General features: G+C 70.8%; 18 protein-coding genes and 1 pseudogene. 3 read left to right on the top strand and 16 right to left on the bottom strand.

Annotated features, from left to right (window positions below; genetic code table 11):
* Window positions 1-17 precede the first annotated feature (17 nt).
* The 3 genes from B9S57_RS04970 to B9S57_RS04960 all read right to left on the bottom strand — a co-directional run bounded on the left by B9S57_RS04970 (window position 18) and on the right by B9S57_RS04960 (window position 4,077).
* Window positions 18-1,496: an alkaline phosphatase PhoX gene (locus B9S57_RS04970; protein ID WP_103514292.1), complete on the bottom strand. Its 1,479-nt coding sequence runs from the start codon at window positions 1,494-1,496 to the stop codon at window positions 18-20.
* Window positions 1,497-1,681: 185 nt separating this feature from the next.
* On the bottom strand, window positions 1,682-3,154 hold the full coding sequence (locus B9S57_RS04965) for a hypothetical protein (RefSeq protein WP_103514291.1): 1,473 nt from the start codon (window positions 3,152-3,154) through the stop codon (window positions 1,682-1,684).
* A gap of 287 nt (window positions 3,155-3,441) precedes the next feature.
* A complete protein-coding gene (locus B9S57_RS04960; protein ID WP_103514290.1) occupies window positions 3,442-4,077 on the bottom strand; it encodes a DUF4232 domain-containing protein in 636 nt (211 codons plus the stop codon).
* Window positions 4,078-4,220: 143 nt separating this feature from the next.
* Between B9S57_RS04960 and dapA the strand changes: the two genes are divergently transcribed.
* Window positions 4,221-5,108 (top strand): 4-hydroxy-tetrahydrodipicolinate synthase, encoded by an 888-nt coding sequence (dapA, locus tag B9S57_RS04955; RefSeq protein WP_103514289.1) that lies wholly within the window; start codon window positions 4,221-4,223, stop codon window positions 5,106-5,108.
* On the opposite strand, the gene dapD is transcribed toward dapA, so the two are convergent.
* Together dapD and B9S57_RS04945 are read right to left on the bottom strand one after the other, a co-directional pair.
* Complete coding sequence (dapD, locus tag B9S57_RS04950; RefSeq protein ID WP_103514288.1) at window positions 5,105-6,103, bottom strand: 2,3,4,5-tetrahydropyridine-2,6-dicarboxylate N-succinyltransferase; 999 nt, start codon at window positions 6,101-6,103, stop codon at window positions 5,105-5,107. The genes dapA and dapD overlap by 4 nt on opposite strands.
* A 9-nt stretch (window positions 6,104-6,112) precedes the next feature.
* Entirely contained in the window at window positions 6,113-7,390 is a 1,278-nt protein-coding gene (locus B9S57_RS04945) for an MFS transporter (RefSeq protein ID WP_103514287.1), read from the bottom strand.
* Between the two features lie 86 nt (window positions 7,391-7,476).
* Between B9S57_RS04945 and B9S57_RS04940 the strand changes: the two genes are divergently transcribed.
* Window positions 7,477-8,355 carry a winged helix-turn-helix transcriptional regulator gene (locus B9S57_RS04940; RefSeq protein ID WP_103514286.1) on the top strand — a complete coding sequence of 293 codons (879 nt, stop codon included), beginning with the start codon at window positions 7,477-7,479 and terminating at the stop codon, window positions 8,353-8,355.
* 9 nt (window positions 8,356-8,364) lie between these two features.
* Here the strand turns inward: B9S57_RS04940 and B9S57_RS04935 are convergent, their stop codons facing one another.
* Both B9S57_RS04935 and B9S57_RS04930 read right to left on the bottom strand, forming a co-directional pair.
* Window positions 8,365-8,913: a TetR/AcrR family transcriptional regulator gene (locus B9S57_RS04935; RefSeq protein WP_103514285.1), complete on the bottom strand. Its 549-nt coding sequence runs from the start codon at window positions 8,911-8,913 to the stop codon at window positions 8,365-8,367.
* Window positions 8,913-9,233: a multidrug efflux SMR transporter gene (locus tag B9S57_RS04930; protein WP_103514284.1), complete on the bottom strand. Its 321-nt coding sequence runs from the start codon at window positions 9,231-9,233 to the stop codon at window positions 8,913-8,915. Before B9S57_RS04930 ends, B9S57_RS04935 begins: the two co-directional genes overlap by 1 nt.
* 357 nt (window positions 9,234-9,590) lie before the next feature.
* Here B9S57_RS04930 and B9S57_RS04925 point away from each other — a divergent pair, with 357 nt between their 5' ends.
* On the top strand, window positions 9,591-10,154 hold the full coding sequence (locus B9S57_RS04925; protein WP_258036223.1) for a hypothetical protein: 564 nt from the start codon (window positions 9,591-9,593) through the stop codon (window positions 10,152-10,154).
* 52 nt (window positions 10,155-10,206) lie between these two features.
* Here B9S57_RS04925 and B9S57_RS04920 read toward each other — a convergent pair.
* The 9 genes and pseudogenes from B9S57_RS04920 to B9S57_RS04880 form a co-directional block, all read right to left on the bottom strand.
* Window positions 10,207-10,515 (bottom strand): annotated as a pseudogene (locus B9S57_RS04920) (hypothetical protein); the annotation flags it as partial.
* 33 nt (window positions 10,516-10,548) lie between these two features.
* Complete coding sequence (locus B9S57_RS04915; protein WP_014156915.1) at window positions 10,549-10,887, bottom strand: metal-sulfur cluster assembly factor; 339 nt, start codon at window positions 10,885-10,887, stop codon at window positions 10,549-10,551.
* Complete coding sequence (gene sufU, locus B9S57_RS04910; RefSeq protein WP_103514283.1) at window positions 10,884-11,339, bottom strand: Fe-S cluster assembly sulfur transfer protein SufU; 456 nt, start codon at window positions 11,337-11,339, stop codon at window positions 10,884-10,886. Before sufU ends, B9S57_RS04915 begins: the two co-directional genes overlap by 4 nt.
* Before the next feature lie 18 nt (window positions 11,340-11,357).
* A complete protein-coding gene (locus B9S57_RS04905; RefSeq protein ID WP_103514282.1) occupies window positions 11,358-12,626 on the bottom strand; it encodes a cysteine desulfurase in 1,269 nt (422 codons plus the stop codon).
* Complete coding sequence (sufC, locus tag B9S57_RS04900) at window positions 12,623-13,387, bottom strand: Fe-S cluster assembly ATPase SufC (RefSeq protein WP_103514281.1); 765 nt, start codon at window positions 13,385-13,387, stop codon at window positions 12,623-12,625. The genes B9S57_RS04905 and sufC overlap by 4 nt, the downstream gene beginning before the upstream one ends.
* 7 nt (window positions 13,388-13,394) lie before the next feature.
* Window positions 13,395-13,712: a non-heme iron oxygenase ferredoxin subunit gene (locus B9S57_RS04895; RefSeq protein ID WP_103514280.1), complete on the bottom strand. Its 318-nt coding sequence runs from the start codon at window positions 13,710-13,712 to the stop codon at window positions 13,395-13,397.
* A gap of 1 nt (window position 13,713) precedes the next feature.
* On the bottom strand, window positions 13,714-14,895 hold the full coding sequence (gene sufD, locus B9S57_RS04890; RefSeq protein WP_103514279.1) for a Fe-S cluster assembly protein SufD: 1,182 nt from the start codon (window positions 14,893-14,895) through the stop codon (window positions 13,714-13,716).
* Between the two features lie 59 nt (window positions 14,896-14,954).
* Window positions 14,955-16,376, bottom strand: coding sequence for a Fe-S cluster assembly protein SufB (gene sufB, locus B9S57_RS04885; protein WP_103514278.1), 1,422 nt, complete (start codon window positions 16,374-16,376; stop codon window positions 14,955-14,957).
* On the bottom strand, window positions 16,373-17,122 hold the full coding sequence (locus tag B9S57_RS04880) for a metalloregulator ArsR/SmtB family transcription factor (protein ID WP_103514277.1): 750 nt from the start codon (window positions 17,120-17,122) through the stop codon (window positions 16,373-16,375). The genes sufB and B9S57_RS04880 overlap by 4 nt, the downstream gene beginning before the upstream one ends.
* Window positions 17,123-17,207: the final 85 nt, after the last annotated feature.

Below are 17,207 nucleotides of genomic sequence, written 5' to 3'. Positions count from 1 at the left end.
GCCGCGCCCGGAAGGTGTCAGTGCTTGTCGGACTGACGCTTCCACGGACCCGTGATGGCGAGCATGATGCCCGGGGTCTGGATGTTGGCGAACAGCGTCTTTCCGTCCGGCGAGAAGGTGACACCGGTGAATTCGCTGTAGGAGGGGTCCTCCTCCGTGCCGCCGTTCAGCTCGTTGCGCGCGATCGGGTAGGTGCGGCCGCTGTCCGTGGCACCGAAGAGGTGCTGGATGCCGTCGCCGTCCTCCGCGATGACCAGACCGCCGTAGGGCGAGACGGTGATGTTGTCGGGGCCGTCGAAGGCGCCGTCCACGGACGGGTCGGCGTTGACGCCGAGGAGCACCTTCAGGGTCAGCGTGCGGCGCTTGGGGTCGTAGAACCAGACCTGGCCGTCGTGCGCGACGGGGCTCTCGTCACGGGCGAACGAGGAGACGATGTAGGCGCCGCCGTCACCCCACCACATGCCCTCGAGCTTGCGGGCACGGGTGACCTGGCCCTCGGTGAACTGCTTGCGGACGGAGACGGTCCTCGCGTCCCGGTCGGGCACGTCCACCCAGTCCACGCCGTAGACCGTGCCCAGCTTCGTGGCGCGGGACAGGTCGTCGACGAACGTGCCGTTCCTGTCGAAGCACTTCGTGGCCTGGAGGACACCGGCGTCGTCGGCGAGGGTGCGCAGCTTGCCGCGGCCGTGCCGGAAGCCGTGCGGCGGGACCCAGCGGTAGAGCAGGCCGTTGGGGCCGGACGCGTCCTCGGTCAGGTAGGCGTGGCCCTGCTTCGGGTCGATGACGACGGCCTCGTGGGCGTACCGCCCGAACGCCTTGATCGGGCGCGGGTCGCGGTTGGCGCGCTTGTCGTACGGGTCGACCTCGAAGACGTAGCCGTGGTCCTTGAGGAGTCCGTTCTTGCCGGCCTTGTCCTCGGTCTCCTCGCAGGTGAGCCAGGTGCCCCACGCGGTGCTGCCGCCCGCGCAGTTGGTCGACGTGCCCGCGATGCCGACCCACTCGGCGGTGCGTCCGTCGCGGCGGGTCTCCACGACCGTGCAGCCGCCGGCCGCGACCGGGTCGTAGACGAGGCCCTCGGTGAGCGGCACGGGGTGCTCCCAGCCGGCCCGGGTACCGCTCAGCTCGTGGTTGTTGACGAGGAGGGTGACACCGCGGGCGCCCTCGAAGGCGGCGGTGCCGTCGTGGTTGGAGGGGGTCGTCTCGCCCGTCTCCAGCTTGGTCACACCGCTGTGGGTGATGATGCGGTAGGAGAATCCGGCGGGCAGGGCGAGGATGCCCTTCGGGTCGGGGAGCAGGGGGCCGTAGCCCAGCTCCTTGCCGTGGCCGTGCCCGTGGCCGTGCCCGTGGTCGCCGTGCCCGTTCCCGTGGCCGTGTCGCGCGTCGTCGGCCGCCAGAGCGCCGGGTGCGGTGGCCAGGGTGCCGACGGCACCGGTCAGGGCTATACCGGCACCGGTGAGGGCGGACTGTCTGCTGAATTCCCTGCGGCTGATCGACATCGCGGGCTCCTGGTGGTGCGTGGCCGGGTGGGTTGGCGTGATCACGCTCCCTCCCCCGCACCAACAGGAGCTGAACGACGTGCGACGTCCAGCGGGCCCTCGTCTCAAGCCGTGTGGTGTTTGATGACAAACCCGGTCATCCGCACGGCTCCCCCCGGCCGGAGTGGCCGAAAAGATTCCGCCGCTCAGCCCTTCGCGCGTGACCGGGCCTTGAAGGCCGCCTTGCGGGCGTCCTTCGCGATCTTCCGGTCCCGGTGCAGCCGGCCCACGGCCTCGAGCACCTCCTCCGTCGCGGGGTGCTCGACCCTCCATGCCTGCTCGAAGAAGCCGCTGTGCTGTCCGGAGAGCCCCTCGACCAGCTCCTGGAGCTCGTCCAGGTCGCCGTCGGCGTCCAGTTGTGCGGCGATGGTGTCCACGGCGAGCCAGAAGATCATCGTCTCCGGCGGGGCCGGCACGTCCGCCGCGCCGCGCTCCGCGAGCCAGACCCGTGCCAGCCCGCCGAGCTCGGGGTCACCGAGCACCGCGCGCACCGCGGGCTCGGCCTCGGGCCCGACCAGGGCGAGGGCCTGCTGGCAGTGGAGCCTGCGCAGCGGGGCGCGCCGGTCGGCGCCGCGAGCCGCGGCCAGGAGCTCGACGGCGGCCGTCTCCGCCCCGTCCGCCCCACGCCGGCCGAGCCACAGCCCGACCTCGGTGCGCGCGGCCTCCTCGGGGTAGTGGGCGATGCCGTCGAGGAGGACGTCCGCCCCCTTGTCGGCGAGGTCGCCGACGGCGGGCGCGTCCACGCCGGCCTCCAGCATCCGCTCCCGGATTCCGTACAGGCCGAGGGGGGTCAGCCTCACCATGCCGTAGCGGGTGACGTCCTCGTCGTCGTCGGGAGGCGTCGCCTCCTCGCCCTCCTCGGAGAGCAACGACTCGTCCACCGGCCGGTACTCGACGATCCCGATGGGTTCGAGCACCCGGAACTGGTCGTCCAGCCGCATCATGGCCTCCGACACCTCTTCCAGGATGTCGTCGGTGGGCTCGTCCATGTCCTCGGGCACCACGACGGACGCGGCGAGCGCGGGCAGCGGCACGGGGGCGCCGGCGGGTCCCGCCTCCGAGAGGGTCAGCAGGTAGAGGTTGCCGAGCACCCCGTCGAGGAATTCGGCCTCCGACTCCGGATCCCAGTCCAGGGCGTCGAAGTCGACGCTGCCGTCCTCCATGATGAGGTCGGCGAAGTCGTCGAAGGCCGGGGCGGTCGCGTCCGCGTGCACGGCCTCCAGGCCGTCGAGCCAGATCGCGAGGACGTCCGCGGGAGAGCCGGAGGTCAGCAGGGCCAGGTTCTCGCCGACGGTGACGGTGCCCTCCGCGTCGTGGTCCTCGGACTCCTCCGCGTCCTGGGGGTCCTCGACGTCGACCAGGCCGGTGTCGACCGCGAGGCGCCACGCCTCGCTGGCGGACGCGGCACCGTCCTCGTCGTCGGTGAGCCCGAGGTGCTGGGCGGCCGCGGGCAGTTGCGCGTCGACGAGTTCACCGCCGGCGCCGACCCGGGTCCCGGGCCCCGCCCAGCGGGCGAGACGGGCGGCACGGGCGAGCAGCGGAGCGGCCAGCGCGTCCCGTGCCAGCTCGGCCTCGGTGTGCAGCCGCACCGGCGGCAGGGAGGGGCGCTCTGCGGACATCAGGGGGTCTCCTCGGGGCGTGCGCGGGGCGGTGTTCAGAGGGCCGGCCCGGTGCGTTCGGGGCCTGGGCCGCGGCTCCAGCGTAGACGCATTTCGTCCCGTCCCTCCCGGTTCTGCCCCAGGTCCGGCAGGAGGCCGGGGAGCGGCGGCGGTCGACGCCGTCCGTCGTCCCGCGCCCGCTTCCCCGAACACGGTGTCGGTCCGTCGGCGTCGGGGCCGGCGCGCGCTCCCGGGCTCGCCTCCGGCCGCCGTCCCCGTAGCTCAGGTGCGCCCGGCGCCGGAGCCGGTCATCCGTCCTCGCCCGTCCGCCAGGCCGTCGTGTTCAGCTCGTCCATCAGCCGTATGTCGTGGCCCTCCAGCGGGAAGACCCGCGCACCGGTGTCCGGGGCCGCGGAGATCTCCAGTGCGTCCCCCTCGATGAGGTCCCCGCCCTCCTGGGTGGAGACCCAGGCCAGCGTCGAGGTGACCCGCGCTCCGGGCTTCAGCACGGTCTCCTCGGGCCCTTCGTCGTTGCCGAAGACCGAACCGCCCGCGTTGACGGGGACGGGGATGCGCTCACCGTCGTCCCCCAGGGCGCGGACGGACGGGTAACCGTGGACGCGGTAGGGCCGCTTCCCGCAGTTGGTGAGCGTGAGCGTGACGGCGCGGTGGAACATCACGGTCTGGACGGGGCCCATGTCCACGCTCACGCCGGACGCGGGGCACGCGCCCGTCGACTCGGCGGGGGTGGGAGCGCCCTGTGCGGGCGCGTCCGTCGTGGACGCGGGGCCCGGCACGGGTGGTGCGGAGGCCGCCCGGGCGTCGGCGGTGGCGCCCGGCGCCGGCTCACCCTCCCCCGCGGGGACCAGGAAGCCGGAACAGCCGGAGAGAGCCAGTACGGCTGCCGTGGTCACGGCAGCCGGGACCGCCCCGCGTATGCGCATGCCTGATACCCCACCCCTGGAACGTCCCGTCGCCTCTCTGTTCGATCATGCCAGACGGTGCCGGGCACCGTTCAGCGTCTCTTGCCCCTCACCCCAAGCAGGTCTAAGTGGACCGGCACGGGCAGGAGGCCGAGACTGCTGGGATGACACTCCCCACGGCCGGGCCCTTCGGCCGCGCCCTCTGCGCCATGATCACGCCGTTCACGGCCGACGGTGACCTGGACCTGGGGGCCGCGCGCCGCCATGCCGCCTCCCTCGTCGCGGACGGCTGCGACGGCCTCGTGCTCAGCGGGACCACAGGCGAGTCGCCGACCACGACGGACGAGGAGAAGACAGCGCTGCTGCGGGCGGTCCGGGAGGCGGTGGGCGCTTCGGTCCCGCTCGTCGCGGGGGTCGGGAGTTCCGACACCCGCCACACGGTACGGCTGGCCCGGGAGGCCGAGGCCGCGGGCGCCGACGGCCTGCTGGTGGTGACGCCGTACTACAGCCGTCCCCCGCAGTCGGCGGTGGAGGCGCACTTCCTCCGGGTCGCGGAGGCGACGGGCCTCGGCCTGATGCTGTACGACATCCCGGGCCGCACGGGCACGAGGATCGAGCCGGCGACGCTGCTCCGCCTGGCGGAGCACCCGCGTGTCCTGGCGGTCAAGGACTGTTCCTACGACCTGCTCGCCGCCACCAAGGTGATGGCGCGGACCTCGCTGGCGTACTACTCGGGCTGCGAGGAGCTGAACCTCCCGCTGTACGCCCTCGGCGGGAGCGGCTACGTCAGTACGGTCGCGAACGTGGCCCCGCGTCAGATGCGGGCGGCGCTGGACGCCTTCGACGCCGGTGACACGGCGGAGGCCGCCCGCCTCAACGGGCTCACCGTCGGGCTGGTGGAGGCGATGATGTCCGCCGGCCTGCCCGGCACGGTCACCGCGAAGGCGTTGCTGGACGCCGGACCGGTCCGCGAACCGCTGCAGCCCGCCGGCCGCGAGGCGACCGACGGGCTGCGTGGGCTGTACGAGGAACTCCTCGCCGCTACCGGCTAGTCGTTACTGTGCAGGACGTCGTTGAGCCCGTCCCAGACCGCGTTGTTCGGGCGGGCCTCGACGGCACCGGAGACCGAGTTGCGGCGGAAGAGGATGTTCGAGGCCCCGGAGAGCTCCCGGGCCTTGACGACCTGTCCGTCCGGCATCGTGACCCGGGTGCCGGCCGTGACGTAGAGCCCGGCCTCGACGACGCACTCGTCGCCGAGCGCGATGCCGACGCCGGCCTCCGCGCCGATCAGGCAGCGCTGCCCGATGACGATGCGCTCCTTGCCGCCGCCGGAGAGCGTGCCCATGGTGGACGCGCCGCCACCGATGTCGGAGCCGTCGCCGACGACGACACCCGCGGAGATGCGGCCCTCGACCATGGACGTGCCGAGGGTGCCGGCGTTGAAGTTGACGAAGCCCTCGTGCATCACGGTCGTGCCGGAGGCCAGGTGGGCACCGAGCCGGACCCGGTCGGCGTCGGCGATGCGCACGCCCTTGGGGGCGACGTAGTCCGTCATCCGGGGGAACTTGTCCACCGAGGTGACCTGGAGGTGCAGGCCCTCGGCGCGAGCCTTGAGCCGGACCTTCTCCAGGTCGTCGACGGCCACCGGGCCCAGCGAGGTCCAGGCGACGTTGGCGAGGAGGCCGAAGACGCCGTCGAGGTTCTGCCCGTGGGGCTGGACCAGGCGGTGGGAGAGCAGGTGCAGACGCAGGTAGGCGTCGTGCGCGTCGAGCGGCTTGTCGTCCAGCGAGGAGATGACCGTGGACACGGCGACCACCTCCACACCGCGGCGTGCGTCCACGCCGACGGCCCTGGCCGCGCCCTCACCGAGCCGGTTCACCGCCTCGTCGGCGCTCAGGCGCTGCGTACCGGCCGGGCCGGGCTCGGCGGTGAGCTCGGGGGCGGGAAACCAGGTGTCGAGGACGGTACCGTCACCGGCGATGGTGGCGAGGCCGGCGGCGACGGCGCCGGTGGTGCGGGCGGAGCCCTGGGAAGTCGTGTCGGTCATGAACAGAACCTAACCGGCCGAGCCCCGCGCGGGCGAACCGGTCTCAGCTGCCGGAGCGTGTCCGGGCCCGGCGGGCTCCGGGGCCTCTGCGGGCCGTCCGCCCCGCAGAGGCCGCGACGAGGACCCGCCCAGCCTCCGTGACGCCAGCACCGCCACGCCCGCGCCGCACGCGAGGGCCGCGCAGAGCGGCCAGAGCAGGGCGGGTGAGGCGGCGTACAGCGCGCCGCCCAGGGGCGGGGCGAGGACCTGGCCACTGATCGACGCACCCGCGTACAGGCTCTGGAACCGCCCCTGCGCGTGGGTGGGGGCCTCGTCGGCGACGTAGGCGGTGGCCGTGGTCTTGTAGAGGATCTCGCCCATGGTCAGCGACACCATCATCGTCACGGCGAACAGCGCCCCCGCCCCCGGGATCAGGACCGCGTAGCCGAGTCCCACAAGGAGGAGCCCGGTTCCGACGACGGGCAGGGCTGCCCTCTCGCGCAGCGCGTGCGCGACGGGGAGTTCGAGGCAGAGGATGACACCCCCGTTGACGGCGATCAGCCAGCCGTAGAACTGGGTGCCGTGGCCGTGGTCCGCGAGGAAGACGGGCAGCGTGGAGTACTGCTGGCGGTAGACCAGGTCGACGCAGACGATCGCGGCGAGAAGGACCGGCACCGCGGGCCTGGCCCGGAGTTCGTGCCACAGACCCGGTGCCCGCGGGTCGCGTGCACGCACGGTGCGGCCGGCGCCTCGGGCCGGCAGGATCGCGGCCCCGTAGCCGGCGAAGAGCAGGGTGCCCAGCCCGTCGGCGAGGAAGAGCCAGTCGTAGGACCATGCGGCGGCGATCAGCGCGCCGAGCGGCGGCCCGACGGTGAAGCCGCCGTTGGACGCGAAGCGGGTGAGGGCGAAGCTCTGCCGGCGCCCGCCCTCGGGGACGGAGACAGCGACGAGGGCGGCGTTGGCCGCGCGGACGGCTCCCGAGGCGTACTGGGCCAGCGGCAGCACCGCGTAGAGGGCGGACAGGGGCAGGACGGGGAGGGTGAGGAGCGCGGCGCCGCTCACGCAGGCACCGGTCAGGAGCGTCCGCCGGTGGCCGTACCGGTCCCCGAACCAGCCGCCGGTGAAGTTGCCCGCGACCAGGCCGATACCGCCGATGCCGCTGATCACCCCCGCCTGGGAGACGGAGAGGCCGCGCGGTCCGGTGAGGTAGACGAAGAGGTAGACGAAGGTGAAGCTGACGACGGCGTTGAGGAAGGCGCCGAACGCCAGGAGACGGACCGTTCTCGGCACCCCGCGCACCATGTTCATCTCGCCCCCCGGAGAGTGAGTTCCCTTTGGGAACCGACTAGGGCAGCCTGGCATCCTCGGGCCAACCGAGCAAGGAGGCGCACGCCATGGCGCAACGCACCAGCCTGTCCGACGCCGACTGCGCGATCGCCCAGGCCCTCGACGTGGTGGGCGACTGGTGGACGCTGCTGATCGTGCGTGACACCGCGCGCGGCGTGCACCGCTTCGACGCCCTCCAGCAGGAGCTGGGCGTGTCCCGGAAGGTGCTCACCGAGCGCCTGCGGTTGCTGACGGAGTCGGGGGTGCTGGTCCGGCAGCCCTACCAGGACCGCCCGGTCCGCCATGAGTACCGCCTCACCCCGCGCGGCCGCGCCCTGCTGCCGGTGCTGATCGCACTTCAGGACTGGGGCGACGCCTGGGTACTGGGAGAGGGAGAGACCATGGCGACCACCGCGCAGGACTCCAGGGAGGCGGCACGGGTGCGGGCCCTGGTGGGCACCCGACTCCCCGCGCTGGAGCTGCTGGACGACGGGGGCGCCTCACGCGATCCCGTCGCCGGCACCCCGTACACCGTCCTGTACTGCTTCCCCGGTGCGTACGCGCGGGGCGACGCCTACCCGCCGGGGTGGGCCGCGATCCCGGGCGCCCGCGGCTGCACCCTCGAATCGTGCACCTACCGCGACCGGCTGGCCGACTTCACCGAGGCGGGTGCGACCGTGCACGGCGTGTCCACCCAGCGACCCGACGAGCAGCGGGCGTTCGCCGAGAAGGAGGGGCTGCGCTTCCCGCTGCTCTCCGACGCGGGGCTGGCGCTCACGGCGGCGCTGCGGCTGCCGACGTTCCGCGCGGCGGGCGTCAGCCGGCTGAAGCGGCTGACGCTGGTGGTCGACCGGGACCGGACCGTCGTCGAGGCGCTGTACCCGGTCACGGACATCGAGGCGAGCGTGGGGGCGGCGCTGGACGCCGTACGCCGGGACCGGCCCTGACCACCCGGCTCAGCGGCGGGCACCCTCGGCGACCCTGGCGAGCATCTCCCTGGTGTACTCCGGGTCGAAGTCCCCCCCGGTGAGCAGGACCTGGAGGCTGATGCCGTCCAACAGCGCGACGAGCGCGCGGGCGGTGGCCGGGTCGGTGCGCCGGACGAGGAGGCCGACGAGGCCGTCGGCCCACTCCGCGGCCACCGGCCGCAGGGCGGGCCGGCGCAGCGCCGCCAGGTAGAGCTCGTACTCGAGCTCCATCGGTCCGCGCTCCCCGGAGAACCACTCCTCCAGCAGTCGCGTCAGCTCGTCGGCGAGCGGGACATCCGGATCCGCGAGGTACGCGCTCTCCCGCACCGTCCGGGCGAAGTTGTCGTTGCACCGGCGCAGGGCCGCGACCATCAGCTCGTCGAGCGACGCGAAGTGATACGTCGTCGACCCCAGCGGCACATCGGCCTCGGCCGCCACCCTGCGGTGGCTGAGCCCTGCCATGCCCTGGGCCGCGACGACCCGGATGGCCGCCTCGATGATGCGCTCGCGCCGCTCGGGGTCGTACCTGCGGACCATCAGTGGGACCCCCCGAGATTGAGGACCACGACCCCCGCGATGACCAGCGCGATGCCCGCCAGCTTGACGAGGTTCGCGGATTCACCCATCCAGAGGATCCCGATGGCGGCGACGGCCGCGGTGCCCGCCCCTGCCCAGATCGCGTAGGCGGTGCCGATCGACAGGGTCTTGAGGGTCTGGGCGAGGAGCGCGAAGGCCAGGACGTAACCCACGACGGTGACGAGCGAGGGCCACAGCCGGGTGAAACCTTCGCTGTACTTCATGGCCGTCGTCCCGGCCACCTCCGCCGCGATGGCTGCGGCCAGCATTCCGTATCCCATGCGTACAAGCGTACACAACGTTGTGTACGGGCGTACACAACCGGCCGACGCCCCTGTCGGGACCGGGGCGTCACCCTGACCGGCCGGGCCGGAGTCCCGGGGTGGCGCGGGGCGCTACGGTGTCCGCACAGGTAGGACCGGATGACAACCGGACGATACGAACGACGGAGCAGTGGTGACGCAGGACGCAGGGTGGGGCGGGGGCGCCTACGGGGGCGCGTCGTACGGCGGAAGTCCTTACGGGGGGCCTCCGGGGTGGGGCGGCTGGGTGCCGCCGCCGAAGCCGGGGGTGATACCGCTCGCCCCGCTGAGGCTGGGGGACGTGCTGAGCGGGGCGTTCTGGCCGCCTTCGTCGGGGTGATCATCAGCATCCTCACCACGGACGGCGGGGGCGGCATCGCCCTGACGCTGGGCATCGTCGGCGCGCTGATCACGGGCCCGCTGGCCGTCTGGCTCTGGATCAAGGTCTGTCTGGCGCCGGCGGCCGTGGTCTTCGAGGGCCGCGGCCCGATCGCCGCCCTGCGCCGCTCGTCCCAGCTGGTGCGGGGCGACTGGTGGCGGATCTTCGGCATCACCCTGCTGGCCGCGCTGATGGCGGGTGTGGCCGGCTACGTCATCCAGATACCGTTCTCGGTGCTCGGCATCTTTCCCGGCATGATCGGTACCGCGTCGATGGACGAGGACCCCAGCGCGGCCGCGGTGATGGTCGCGATGAGCGGCTACCTGGTCGCGACCATGCTGGGCCAGCTGGTGAGCCAGATCATCTCCACGACGTTCCCGCAGCTGGTGACCGGCCTGCTCTACGTCGACCGCCGGATGCGCACGGAGGACCTGGGCCCGGCCCTCGCCGAGGCCGCGGGTGTACCGCAGCAGCACATGCCGCCTCAGGGTGTCCCCCCGTACGGCGGCATGCACCGCTGACCGGCCCGGCCCCCGGCCCCTCACGGGCTCCGGGGGCCGTTCGCGGTCAGCTCAGATACTGGTTCGCGGCGTTCCCGCGGATGTCCCGGATGGTCAGCCCGCCGAGGTCGAGCTCGATCGGCGTGCCGAAGGCGGCCTTCGTCCCGCTGCTCACGATCCTGTCGAAGTTGGGCACGATCAGCGCCTTGCCACCCGACTTCGGCGGAACGAGGGGTGCGCGGAAGCCGACGTACGCGGTGCTCGTCGAGCCGGGCGCAATGGTGTCACCGACCCGGGCGGCGCGCTCGATGTCGATCTCCTTGCTCACCCCGAGCTTCGAGGCGACGTCCCAGGTCCGCACGGGCGCGCACGACGGCCCCCGGCATGTGCCGGGGGCCGTCCGTGACGTCGTGGATCAGACGTTGAAGCCGAGCGCGCGAAGCTGCTCGCGGCCGTCGTCGGTGATCTTGTCCGGACCCCACGGCGGCATCCAGACCCAGTTGATCCGCAGCTCGTTGACGATGCCGTCGGTGGCGGACTTCGCCTGGTCCTCGATGACGTCGGTCAGCGGACAGGCCGCGGACGTCAGCGTCATGTCGAGCGTCGCGATGTTCGCGTCGTCGATGTGGATGCCGTAGATCAGGCCCAGGTTGACGACGTCGATCCCCAGCTCGGGGTCGACCACGTCGTACAGCGCCTCGCGGACCTCCTCCTCGGAGGCCGGCTTGGTCGTGAGAGTCTCGTTCTCGCTCATGCGGTCTTCCCTTCGGACAGCGCCTGCGCCGTCGCGTCCTTCCACGCCATCCAGCTCAGCAGCGCGCACTTGACCCGGGCCGGGTACTTGGAGACGCCGGCGAACGCGACCGCGTCCTCCAGCACCTCCTCCATCGCGTCGTCCGGCTCCAGCTGACCCTTGGACTGCATCAGTTCCAGGAAGGACTCCTGGATCTTCTGCGCCTCACCGAGCCGCTTGCCGACCAGCAGCTCGTTGAGCACGGAGGCGCTGGCCTGGCTGATGGAGCAGCCCTGGCCCTCGTAACTGACGTCGGCGATGGTGTCGCCGTCGTACTTCACGCGGAGCGTGATCTCGTCGCCGCACGTCGGGTTGACGTGGTGCACCTCGGCGTCGCCGTCCCGCAGGCCACGCCCGTGGGGGTGCTTGTAGTGGTCCAGGATCACTTCCTGGTACATGGAATCAAGCTTCACCAGTCAACCCTCTGCCGTCTAACCGAAAAAGTTCCGCACGTGCTCAAGGCCGTCCACCAGGGCGTCGACCTCGGCGGGCGTGGAGTACAGGTAGAACGACGCTCGCGTCGTCGCAGGAATTCCGTACCGCAGGCAGACCGGTCGTGCGCAGTGGTGTCCGACCCGGACGGCGATGCCCTGCTCGTCGAGCACCTGCCCCACGTCGTGGGGGTGGATGTCGCCGAGCGTGAAGGAGATCGTCGCACCGCGGTCCACGGCCGTCGCCGGGCCGATGATCCTCAGATCAGGGACCTCCAGGAGCCGCCTCACCGCGTACTCGGTGATGGCCTGCTCATGGCGGTGGATGTTCTCCATGCCGATCGAGGAGAGGTAGTCCACGGCCGCGCCGAGGCCGACGGCCTGCGCGATCGGGGGTGTACCCGCCTCGAACTTGTGCGGGGCGGGGGCGTAGGTCGAGGAGTGCATCGACACCGTCTCGATCATCTCGCCACCGCCGAGGAAGGGCGGGAGGTCCTCCAGGAGCTCCTGCCGTCCCCAGAGCACGCCGATGCCCGTCGGGCCGACCATCTTGTGGCCGGTGAAGGCCACGAAGTCGGCCTGCAGCGCCTGCACGTCGAGCACCATGTGCGGGGCGGCCTGCGAGGCGTCGATGCAGACCAGCGCGCCGACCTGCTGGGCGCGCCGGACGATCGCCTCGACCGGGTTCTGGGTGCCCATGATGTTGGAGACCAGGGTGAAGGAGACGATCTTCGTCTTCTCCGTGATGATCTCGTCGATGTCGGACAGGTCGAGACGGCCGTCGTCCGTGATGCCGAACCACTTCAGCTTCGCGCCGGTGCGCTGCGAGAGCAGCTGCCACGGCACGATGTTGGAGTGGTGCTCCATCTCCGTGGTGACGATCTCGGTGTCACTGTCCACCCGATAGGGCTCATCCGCCCAGCCGAGCATGTTCGCGACGAGGTTGAGCGACTCCGAGGCGTTCTTGGTGAAGATCACCTCGTTGCGGCTGGGTGCGTTGATGAAGGCGGCGACCTTGTCGCGAGCGCCTTCGTACAGCGCGGTGGCCTCCTCCGCGATGGTGTACACACCGCGGTGGACGTTGGCGTTGTGCCGCTCGTAGTACTCACTGAGAGCGTCGAGCACCTGGCGCGGCTTCTGCGAGGTCGCGGCGCTGTCCAGGTACACGATCTTCTTGCCGTCGTGGACCGTGCGGTCCAGGATCGGGAAGTCCTTGCGGATCGCCTCGGTGTCGAGGAGGCCGGAGAGCCCCTGTCGGGCGTCAGTCACGCGGAAGCGCCACCCTTCGCATATGCCTCGTAGCCTTCGTTCTCCAGCTTGTCGGCGAGTTCGGCGCCGCCGGACTCGGCGATGCGGCCGTTGGCGAACACGTGGACGAAGTCGGGCTTGATGTAGCGGAGGATCCGCGTGTAGTGCGTGATCAGCAGGGTACCGACCTCGCCGCCCTCGCGGACCCGGTTGACGCCCTCGGAGACGACGCGCAGGGCGTCGACGTCCAGGCCGGAGTCGGTCTCGTCGAGGACGGCGATCTTCGGCTTGAGGAGCTCCAGCTGGAGGATCTCGTGGCGCTTCTTCTCACCGCCGGAGAAGCCCTCGTTGACGTTGCGCTCGGCGAAGGACGGGTCCATCTGGAGCTGTGCCATCGTCTCCTTGACCTCCTTCACCCACGTTCGCAGCTTGGGGGCCTCGCCGCGGACGGCGGTGGCGGAGGTGCGCAGGAAGTTGGAGACCGAGACGCCGGGGATCTCGACCGGGTACTGCATGGCGAGGAACAGGCCGGCGCGGGCCCGCTCGTCGACGGACATCTCCAGGACGTCCTCGCCGTCCAGGGTCACCGTGCCACTCGTGATCGTGTACTTGGGGTGACCCGCGAGCGAGTAGGCGAGAGTGGACTTGCCGGACCCGTTCGGGCCCATGATGGCGTGGGTCTCGCCCTGCTTCACGGTCAGGTCGACGCCCTTGAGGATCTCCTTCGTGGCGTTGTCGGCCTCGACGGAGACGTGCAGGTCGCGGATTTCAAGCGTTGCCATGGGTGACTCAGGACTCCTGGGTGACGGAGACGAGCACATCGTCCCCTTCGATCTTTACGGGGTATACGGGGACGGGGCGCGTCGCGGGAAGACCGGACGGCTTGCCGGTGCGGAGGTCGAAGCTCGATCCGTGCAGCCAGCACTCGATCGCGCAGTCATCCACCTCGCCCTCCGACAGCGAGACGTTCGCGTGCGAGCAGATGTCGTTGATCGCGAACACCTCGCCCTCGGTGCGGACGACGGATACCGGCGTGCCGTCGAGCTCCACCCTCTTGGGGGTGTCGTCCTCCAGCTCGCTCAGCGCACAGGCTTTGACGAAGGCCATCTCAGACCGACGCCTTCAGCTCGGCCTCGATCTTGTCGAGGAGCCTCTCCTCGACGTCGGGCAGGCCGATCTGCTGGACCAGCTCGGCGAAGAAGCCGCGCACGACGAGCCTGCGGGCCTCCTCGGCGGGGATTCCGCGGGACTGCAGGTAGAACAGCTGCTCGTCGTCGAAGCGGCCGGTCGCCGAGGCGTGGCCGGCGCCGACGATCTCGCCGGTCTCGATCTCCAGGTTCGGCACCGAGTCGACACGGGCACCGTCGGTGAGAACCAGGTTGCGGTTCATCTCGTAGGTGTCGGTGCCCTCGGCGGCGGCCTGGATGAGCACGTCGCCGATCCACACGGCGTGGGCGTCGTCGCCCTGGAGCGCACCCTTGTACACCGCGTTGGACTTGCAGTGCGGGGTGTTGTGGTCGACCAGGAGTCGGTGCTCCTGGTGCTGGCCCTTGTCGGTGAAGTACAGACCGAAGAGCTCGGCCTCGCCGCCGGGGGCGGCGTAGGCGACCCGCGGGTGGAGACGGACGAGGTCCCCGCCGAACGTCACGATGATCGACTTGAAGGTGGCGTCCCGGCCGACCAGCGCGTTGTGCTGGCCGACGTGGACGGCCGTGTCGTCCCAGTCCTGGACGGAGACGACGGTCAGCTTCGCGCCGTCGCCCAGGACGTACTCGACGTTGGCCGCGAGCACGGCGTCGCCGGTGTGGTCGATGACGACGACGGCCTCGGCGAAGGCTTCCAGCTCGATGACCTGGTGGCCGTAGGCCACGCCGCCCTCGCCGTGCACGGTGATCCGGACCGGCTCGGTGAGCACGGCCTCCTTGGCGACCGTGACGACCGAGGCCTGCCGGAAGGCCGAGTACGCCTGGGCGGCGACACGGTCCACCGGGGTGCCCGCCTTGCCGAGCCGTGCGTCGTCGCGGCCGACACTCTCGACCGTGACGCCCTCGGGCGCGTCGACGACGACCTTGACACCGTCACCGGTGGCGACGGCGGTGCCGTCGTGCAGGCCGCGCAGGCGCTCCAGCGGCGTGAACCGCCACTCCTCCTCACGGCCGTGCGGGACCGGGAAGTCCGCGACGTCGAAGGACGGGGGCGCGCTCATGCGCGTGGCGACGGTGGACTCGGCCGCCACCGCGATGGATCCGGCGGTGGTGGAGCCCACCGGGGAGTTCTGAGCCTCAGCCATGGCTGTCGTAGTGCTCGCTTTCTCAGTCAAATGTCAGGGGGACTCGGTCGGTGGGGCTGCTAGCCGACCGAACCCTCCATCTGCAGCTCGATCAGCCGGTTGAGCTCCAGGGCGTACTCCATGGGCAGCTCCTTGGCGATCGGCTCGACGAAGCCGCGCACGATCATCGCCATGGCCTCGAACTCGGTCATGCCGCGGCTCATGAGGTAGAAGAGCTGGTCCTCGGAGACCTTGGAGACGGTCGCCTCGTGACCCATCGACACGTCGTCCTCACGGACGTCGACGTAGGGGTAGGTGTCGGAGCGGGAGATGGTGTCCACGAGCAGTGCGTCGCACAGCACGTTGGACTTGGCGCCCGGGGCACCCTCACCGATCTCGATGAGACCGCGGTAGGAGGTACGGCCGCCGCCTCGCGCCACCGACTTGGAGACGATGTTGGAGGAGGTGTTCGGTGCCATGTGGACCATCTTGGCGCCGGCGTCCTGGTGCTGGCCCTCGCCCGCGAAGGCGATGGACAGGGTCTCGCCCTTGGCGTGCTCGCCCATCAGGTAGACGGCCGGGTACTTCATGGTGACCTTGGAGCCGATGTTGCCGTCGACCCACTCCATGGTCGCGCCCTCGTACGCCACGGCGCGCTTGGTGACCAGGTTGTAGACGTTGTTCGACCAGTTCTGGATGGTCGTGTAGCGGCAGCGGCCGCCCTTCTTCACGATGATCTCGACGACCGCGGAGTGCAGCGAGTCCGAGGAGTAGATCGGCGCGGTGCAGCCCTCGACGTAGTGGACGTAGGCGTCCTCGTCGACGATGATCAGCGTCCGCTCGAACTGGCCCATGTTCTCCGTGTTGATACGGAAGTAGGCCTGGAGCGGGATCTCGACGTGCACGCCCTTCGGCACGTAGATGAAGGAGCCGCCGGACCACACGGCGGAGTTCAGCGAGGCGAACTTGTTGTCACCGACGGGGATGACGGTCCCGAAGTACTCCTTGAAGAGCTCCGGGTGCTCCTTGAGCGCGGTGTCGGTGTCCATGAAGATGACACCCTGCGACTCGAGCTCCTCGTTGATCTGGTGGTAGACCACCTCGGACTCGTACTGCGCGGCGACACCGGCGACCAGGCGCTGCTTCTCCGCCTCGGGGATGCCGAGCTTGTCGTACGTGTTCTTGATGTCCTCGGGCAGGTCCTCCCAGGACTCCGCCTGCTTCTCCGTGGACCGCACGAAGTACTTGATGTTGTCGAAGTCGATGCCCGACAGGTCGGAGCCCCAGTTCGGCATGGGCTTCTTGCCGAACAGCTTCAGGCCCTTGAGACGGAGCTTGAGCATCCACTCCGGCTCGTTCTTCTTCTCCGAGATGTCGCGGACGACAGCTTCGGACAGGCCGCGCTTCGCCGCCGCGCCTGCCGCGTCGGAGTCGGCCCAGCCGAATTCGTACGTGCCCAGGCCATCGAGCTCAGGGTGGGCAGTCTCCGTAGGGAGCGTCATGCGGGGTTCCTCCCGGCCGTACTTGCAGATACTGAGTGGGTGGTCTGTGAAGTCTGTGGTGCTGTGGGGCTGCTGCGCGGAACGAACGTCGTGCACACCCCGTCGCCGTGGGCGAGGGTGGCGAGACGCTGCACATGGGTCCCGAGCAGGCTGGAGAAGAATTCCGTCTCCGCCTCGCACAGCTGCGGGAACTTTTCGGCGACGTGGGCGACCGGGCAGTGGTGCTGGCAGAGCTGTTCGCCCTGCTGGGAGCCCGGTGCGCTACGCGCCGTAGCAGCGTACCCGTCGGCGGACAAGGCCTTGGCCAGCGCCTCGGTGCGCGCTTCGGGGTCCGCGGCCTCGATGACGGCGCGGTACGTCTCGGACTGGGCGGCCATCCGTGCGCGGGCGAAGGCGACGAGCGCCTCGTCCCCCGCCGTGTCGGCGATCCAGCGCAGTGCGTCGGCGGCGAGCTTGTCGTAGGACTGGTCGAACGCGTCCCTGCCGCAGTCGGTGAGGGCGAAGACCTTCGCCGGGCGACCCCGGGTCCGGGCGCCGTAGACCCGCTGCTCACGGGGTTCGACGACGCCGTCGGAGACGAGTGCGTCCAGGTGCCTGCGCACGGCCGCCTGGGTGAGGCCGACGCGCTTCGCGAGGTCGGCGGCGGTGGACGGGCCGTGGTCCAGGATGGAGCGCGCGACCCGGTTGCGCGTCGAGCGCTCACCGGTCGCGAGTTCCTCCTGGGGTGCCTCGCCCACGTATTTCACAACGCCATTGTTGCTTAATTCCTCGGGGCCTGACAACCCGCCCCTCGATCATGGGCCGATGGGGTTCATCACTTAGGCATACCTA

It is taken from the genome of Streptomyces sp. SM10 (genome assembly GCF_002910915.1).
Lineage (GTDB): Bacteria > Actinomycetota > Actinomycetes > Streptomycetales > Streptomycetaceae > Streptomyces.
The sequence above is the reverse complement of the archived record's forward strand: the minus strand, read 5'-3'. Positions and strand labels throughout refer to the sequence as shown.